This is a genomic window from Polaribacter sp., from assembly GCF_036480315.1.
Lineage (GTDB): Bacteria > Bacteroidota > Bacteroidia > Flavobacteriales > Flavobacteriaceae > Polaribacter.
Genome location: NZ_JAZGGG010000053.1, coordinates 1 through 6,299 on the forward strand (window position 1 = coordinate 1; position 6,299 = coordinate 6,299).

Annotated in this window: 6 protein-coding genes and 1 pseudogene; 2 read left to right on the forward strand and 5 right to left on the reverse strand. The window is 30.4% G+C overall.

The annotated features are described in order from the left end of the window. Together V3V28_RS10955 and V3V28_RS10960 are read left to right on the forward strand one after the other, a co-directional pair. Positions 1-110: pseudogene (locus V3V28_RS10955) on the forward strand (IS982 family transposase); the annotation flags it as partial. Positions 111-205: 95 nt separating this feature from the next. Beyond that, positions 206-499, forward strand: a complete 294-nt coding sequence (locus V3V28_RS10960; RefSeq protein ID WP_331365062.1) for an isoamylase early set domain-containing protein — start codon at positions 206-208, stop codon at positions 497-499. A 66-nt stretch (positions 500-565) separates the two neighbouring features. On the opposite strand, the gene V3V28_RS10965 is transcribed toward V3V28_RS10960, so the two are convergent. The 5 genes from V3V28_RS10965 to V3V28_RS10985 all read right to left on the reverse strand — a co-directional run bounded on the left by V3V28_RS10965 (position 566) and on the right by V3V28_RS10985 (position 6,049). Continuing rightward, positions 566-1,390, reverse strand: a complete 825-nt coding sequence (locus V3V28_RS10965; RefSeq protein WP_331365057.1) for a thymidylate synthase — start codon at positions 1,388-1,390, stop codon at positions 566-568. Positions 1,391-1,539: 149 nt separating this feature from the next. Further along, positions 1,540-3,285 carry a NupC/NupG family nucleoside CNT transporter gene (locus V3V28_RS10970; RefSeq protein WP_331365058.1) on the reverse strand — a complete coding sequence of 582 codons (1,746 nt, stop codon included), beginning with the start codon at positions 3,283-3,285 and terminating at the stop codon, positions 1,540-1,542. Positions 3,286-3,297: 12 nt separating this feature from the next. Further along, positions 3,298-3,906, reverse strand: a complete 609-nt coding sequence (locus V3V28_RS10975; protein WP_331365059.1) for a bifunctional nuclease family protein — start codon at positions 3,904-3,906, stop codon at positions 3,298-3,300. Between the two features lie 329 nt (positions 3,907-4,235). Next, positions 4,236-5,192 carry an electron transfer flavoprotein subunit alpha/FixB family protein gene (locus tag V3V28_RS10980; protein ID WP_331365060.1) on the reverse strand — a complete coding sequence of 319 codons (957 nt, stop codon included), beginning with the start codon at positions 5,190-5,192 and terminating at the stop codon, positions 4,236-4,238. A 110-nt stretch (positions 5,193-5,302) separates the two neighbouring features. Further along, positions 5,303-6,049 (reverse strand): electron transfer flavoprotein subunit beta/FixA family protein, encoded by a 747-nt coding sequence (locus V3V28_RS10985; RefSeq protein WP_331365061.1) that lies wholly within the window; start codon positions 6,047-6,049, stop codon positions 5,303-5,305. Between the last annotated feature and the right edge of the window lie 250 nt (positions 6,050-6,299).

Consider the following 6,299-nt stretch of genomic DNA (forward strand, 5'->3'; position numbering starts at 1 on the left):
GTTTTAAGACTAGAATACTCTCAAAATTAACCTCATTAACAATTATTCAATTCATTAATAAGTTTACTTTTGATAGAAATATTAACAACTTAAAAATTAGTATTATTTAAATGCACAACGGGTTTAAAGAATATTTTTTATGTTACAAGTCTTATATATTTTTACCAAAAGTTTGAAACAACAAAGAAATTTAAATTATATAATTATAGCAATCGCAAAAAAAAAATTAAAAAGTAAACCAGTTTGTAAAGTAACTTTTACAGTACCTGCTGAAAACGCAAATACTGTAGCAGTAGTTGCTAGTTTTAATGAATGGAATGCTGAAGCAACTCCATTAAAAAAATTAAAAAACGGCTCTTTTAAAGGAACTGTAGATTTAGAATCTAATAATTCTTATGAATTTAAATATTTAGTTGATGGGTCTTATACGAACGAAGTAGAAGCAGATTCTTTTGCTTGGAATGATTATGCTGGTGCAGAAAATAGTGTTTTAATATAAATGCTATGAAAAGGAAAAAAGAGCTTTCAATAATTTGAAAGCTCTTTTTTTTATTCTTCTATTTTATTAAACTGCAACCTTTCCTTTTATATGTGGATGTGGATTGTAATCTACTAATTCAAAATCTTCAAAAGTAAAATCTTCAATATCTTTAATATTCGGATTCATTTTCATTTTTGGAAGCGCTCTAACATCTCTAGACAATTGTAATTCTAATTGTTCTACATGGTTGTTATAAATATGTGCATCTCCAAAAGTGTGAATAAATTCGCCAGCTTCATAACCACAAACTTGTGCAATCATCATTGTAAATAATGCATAAGAAGCAATATTAAAAGGAACTCCTAAAAAGATATCTGCACTTCTTTGATATAACTGACATGATAATTTTCCGTCAGAAACATAAAACTGAAAAAAAGCATGGCAAGGCGGCAAAGCAGCTTTTCCATTTGCTACATTTTCTGAAAAAGAAACTGAAGTATCTGGTAAAACTGATGGATTCCAAGCAGAAACTAACATTCTTCTAGAATTAGGATTACTTTTTAAAGTTGAAATAACTTCTTTTAACTGATCTACTTCATCGCTATTCCAATTACGCCATTGATGACCATAAACCGGGCCTAAATCGCCTTTTTCATCAGCCCAAGAATTCCAAATTTTAACTCCGTTTTCTTGTAAGTAATTAATATTAGTATCGCCTTTTATAAACCATAATAATTCATAAATAATTGATTTTAAATGTAGTTTTTTTGTAGTTACCATTGGAAAACCTTCACTTAAGTCAAAACGCATTTGATGCCCAAAAACACTTTTTGTTCCTGTTCCTGTTCTATCTCCTTTTTCGTTTCCGTTTTCTAAAACGTGTTTTACTAAATCGTGATATTGTTTCATTAGGCTATATATTCATTTAGAAATTATAAATAAACTGATGTAAAAATAAAAAAAGCTTCAGTAATTTTCACCAAAGCTTTTTGTATAATATTTAAAAGTTATTAACGATTTGAAGATAACATTTTTAAATTATCTGTGGCAATTCGCCACTATCCAATAATCATACCTGCAATTGTAGCTGACATTAAAGAAGCAATTGTACCACCAATTAAGGCTTTTATCCCAAATTCTGACAATGTTTTTCTTTGCCCTGGTGCTAAAGAACCAATTCCTCCAATTTGTATTCCTATAGATGCAAAATTTGCAAAACCACATAACATATAAGTTGCCATAATTATAGACTTATTAAAGGTTAAATGTGTTGCGTTTGCTACATTTTTCAATTCTGTTAACTGTATATAACCTACAAATTCACTTGCTGCTAATTTAATTCCTAATAATTGCCCCATTAAAGCCATATCTTCTTTTGCAACACCAATTAACCACATTAAAGGAGCAAAAAGATATCCTAAAAGAAATTCTAAAGAAAGATTACTATATGCTGTATTTGCTGCAATAATCTCATTTAAGTTAGTTAGTCTTCCAACTAAATCTAATCCTCCATTTAACATTGCTATAAATGCAATAAATACTAATAACATAGCGGCAACATTCATTGCTAACTGAAGCCCTTCTGTTGTTCCATTTGCAATAGCATCTAAAATATTAGAACCTATTTTTTCTGATGAAACTTTTACATCTGTATTTACTTTTTCCGTTTGTGGATATAAAATTTTTGAAATAACTATTGCTCCTGGCGCCGCCATAACGGAAGCTGCCAATAAATGCTTTGCATAGATTAATCTTAATGCTTCATCATCTCCACCAAGAAAACCAATATAAGCCGCTAACACAGCTCCTGCAACAGTTGCCATACCACCAATCATTACTAAAAGCATTTCAGATTTGTTCATCTTTTCTAAATATGCTTTAATTAAAAGTGGTGCTTCTGTTTGTCCTAAAAAAATGTTTCCTGCAACAGATAAACTTTCTGCTCCAGATATTTTTAAAATTTTTGATAACAAAATCGCCAACGCTTTTACTAAAAATTGAATAACTCCTAAATAGAATAATAAAGATGTTAATGCTGAAAAGAAAATAATTGTTGGTAATACTTGAAATGCAAATATGAAACCAAATGAATCCATATCTCCAACCAAACCACTAAACAAGAATTCGCTTCCTGCTCTTGTGAAATTTAAGATTTCTATAAATAAGCTTCCTACTAATTCGAATGCTTTTTGTACAAATGGTACTTTTAAAACTCCTATTGCTATAATTAATTGAAATGCAATACCTAAACCTACAGTTTTCCAGTCGATTCCCTTTCTGTTTGCGCTAAATAAAAATGCGATGACTAATAAAGAAAACATTCCTAAAACTCCACGCCATAAACTTCCTCCAGAAAAACCTTGACTTGGCAAAATTTTGTCTGATGATACATTTGTTTCTGTTACTTTCTCTTCTACAATTATTTTTACTTCCTCTATTGGTGTAATAATTTTAGCATATTCTGGTGATGAAAGTTTATAAATAACATCGTTTTCTGACAAAACCAAACTAGCATCATCAAAAGAAACAATATTAAAATATCTAACAGTGTCTTTTGGTTGTTTAAAGTTAAAAATTATTAAATTATTCTGACGAATATAATTCCCTGAAGCTTCTTTTTTTTCTGAAGAAAGAGCATATTTAAACTTACCGTCTTCTAAAGAAAAAGTATCGTTTTCAGTTAATTCAAAAACAGGAGTTCCATCTGATTTCTCTATAGATGAGAAGTTCCAGTTTTGTTCTAAATCTTGTGAAAAAATAGCGACAGAAATAAAGCAAAAAGCAATAAAAAATATTTTTTTCATAATGTAAGTTTATTAAGAGCGCTTGCTAATTTCGTCTCTAATTTTGGCTGCTAGTTCATAATTTTCATCAGAAACTGCAGTACCTAATTGATTGTTTAATTCTTGTAAAGACGAACTTGAAAAACTAGATGTTACTTGAGGTTGAATTTCCTCTAATTCTAAATCTTCTTCTGATGACAATGTTGCATCTAGTGAGAGTTCATCTTCTAATTTAAGATACACACCTGCTTTGTCTAAAATATTTTCATACGTATAGATAGGTGCTTGAAAACGAACTGCAATAGCAATTGCGTCTGAAGTTCTAGTATCAATCGTTTCTTCTATTCCGTCTCTTTCGCAAATTAAACTAGAAAAGAAAACTCCGTCTACCAATTTATGGATAATTACTTCTTTTATATTAATTGAAAAACGGTCTGAAAATGTTTTAAATAAATCGTGTGTAAGTGGTCTTGGCGGTTTTATTTCTTTTTCTAAAGCGATCGCTATAGATTGTGCCTCAAACGCGCCAATAATAATTGGGAGTGTTCTTGAACCATCCATTTCACTTAATACTAATGCATAAGCTCCTGTTTGTGTTTGGCTGTAAGAAATACCTTTGATGGTTAGTTTTATTAAACTCATATATCTTTCTGCATATTACAAAAAAGTTTTTTATTAAATTTCTAACAACTTTTTAGTGGGCACAATTTACTAAAAATTATATAGTGAAATTGGTTATTTTTTCTGAATTTACTATTTTACATAAACGAAAGCCTGCGTGAAGGATTGAAGCATTTGTTTGAGCTCTTTTCTTTTGGTTCTTTTTGCCAAAGAAAAAGCGAGTGCGAAAAGCCTGACGAAATTATTTGAAATTAATTTTAAGTATTGATTTAAAAAAACCTATCAAAATTTAATCTTGATAGGTTTCTAATTTTGTGATTACTCCAAATAATTTGGGCACGCCCAAAAAACTACGAAGCTTTAAATGCTTTTAGTTTTTCGATAAGCTTTGGAACTACTTCAAATGCATCACCAACAATACCATAATCGGCAGCTTTAAAGAAAGGTGCTTCTGGGTCTGTATTAATAACAACTTTTACTTTAGAGGCGTTAATTCCTGCTAAATGCTGAATTGCTCCAGAAATTCCGATTGCAATATATAAATTAGATGCAACTGGTTTACCGGTTTGCCCAACATGTTCTCCATGAGGTCTCCATCCTAAATCTGAAACTGGTTTTGAACAAGCGGTTGCAGCTCCTAAAACTTCTGCAAGTTCTTCAATCATTCCCCAGTTTTCTGGTCCTTTTAAACCTCTACCTGCAGAAACAACAATATCTGCATCTGCAATTGTAATTTTACCAGTTACTTTTTCTACTTTTTCTGATTTTACTCCAGAGTCTGTAATTGTTGCATCAAAACCTTCTGATGTTCCTGCAACTGGATTTTCGTGAACTCCAAAAGAATTTTTAGCAACTCCAATTACTTTTTTTGTTGTAGAAATTACAGTATTTGAAAATGCTTTGTTAGAAAAAGCTTTTCTTTTTACTGTAAAAGGGCTTGTACTTGAAGGTGCATCTACAACGTTAGAAGCATAACCTGCCTCTAAGCTTACTGCAACTATTGGTGCAAGATATAAACCATCTATACTAGAATCTATAATTACAACATCTGCATTTTGTGCAGTTGCTGCTTGGCTTAAAACTGATGCGTAACTTTTTGCATTAAAAATATTTAAAGCATCATTAGATACATTAATTACTTTTTCTGCTCCGTATGTATATAATTCTGAAGCATCACTTGTATTTATGGTTAAAACAACAACATTGCTACCTAACTGTTCTGCTACTTTTTTACCGTAAGAAACGACTTCAAAAGCACTTTTTTTAAATTTTCCTTCCGAAGAATCGGCAAAAACTAAAACTGACATATTTTTTAGATTTAGATTTTTTGAAAAACTTTTTGTTTTCAAAAAATGAATTCTTAATTATTTTTTAGATTCCGAATCAAGTTCGGATTGATTTAAATTTCAATAGAAATTTAAATCACTTTTGCTTCATTATGTAACAAGCTAATTAACTCATCTACATTATCTGCATCTACTAATTTAACAGCTCCCTTTGGTGCCGGCTTTTCAAATGATTGAATTGTTGTAGTATTTTCTACTGCTACAGGCTCAACTACACTTAAAGGTTTTTTACGTGCCATCATGATTCCTCTCATGTTTGGTATACGTAAATCTGATTCTTCTACAATTCCTTTTTGTCCTGCAATTACTATTGGTAATGTAGCGCTTAAAGTTTCGCTTCCACCATCAATTTCTCTTGCTGCAGTAACACTTTCTCCATCAATTTCTAAACTTACACAACCATTAACAAAATTAAAATCTGTTAAAGAAGCTAACATTCCAGGAACCATGCCTCCATTATAATCTATAGATTCTCTTCCTGCTAAAACTAAATCGTAACCTCCGTTTTTTACAACTTCTGCTAATTGTTTAGCAACAAAAAAACCATCTGTTGCTTCTGTATTTACACGAATTGCATCATCTGCTCCTATTGCCAAAGCTTTACGTAAAGTTGTTTCTGTTGTAGCATTACCTACATTTACAACAGTTACTGATGCTCCCTGCTTTTCCTTAAACCACATAGCTCTTGTTAAGCTAAACTCATCATAAGGATTAATTACAAATTGTACTCCATTTGTATCAAACGTTGTATCATTATCTGTAAAATTAATTTTTGAAGTGGTATCAGGCACATGACTAATACATACCAATATTTTCATAAATTCTATTTTTATTCGTTTTATTATGTTACAAAATTACGTCTTTTTTTTCAAAAAATACTATGCGTGCATAGTATTTTTATTTATTTAACAATTCGCGAAAACGATTGAATTTTACTCTTTGAACCTGTTGTGCATTATAAAAAAGCTGTTCATTGATTAAGAGAATCGTATATTTAATTGAATTTCAAACATTTAAATAGATGAACAGCTTTAGAGCAAATTACGAGAAAATTTTAGAGGTATTAAA

Coding starts and splice junctions, on each gene's coding strand:
- V3V28_RS10965 (WP_331365057.1), bottom strand. CDS start 1,390: ATGAAACAATATCACGATTTAGTAAAACACGTTTTAGAAAACGGAAAC.
- V3V28_RS10970 (WP_331365058.1), bottom strand. CDS start 3,285: ATGAAAAAAATATTTTTTATTGCTTTTTGCTTTATTTCTGTCGCTATT.
- V3V28_RS10975 (WP_331365059.1), bottom strand. CDS start 3,906: ATGAGTTTAATAAAACTAACCATCAAAGGTATTTCTTACAGCCAAACA.
- V3V28_RS10980 (WP_331365060.1), bottom strand. CDS start 5,192: ATGTCAGTTTTAGTTTTTGCCGATTCTTCGGAAGGAAAATTTAAAAAA.
- V3V28_RS10985 (WP_331365061.1), bottom strand. CDS start 6,049: ATGAAAATATTGGTATGTATTAGTCATGTGCCTGATACCACTTCAAAA.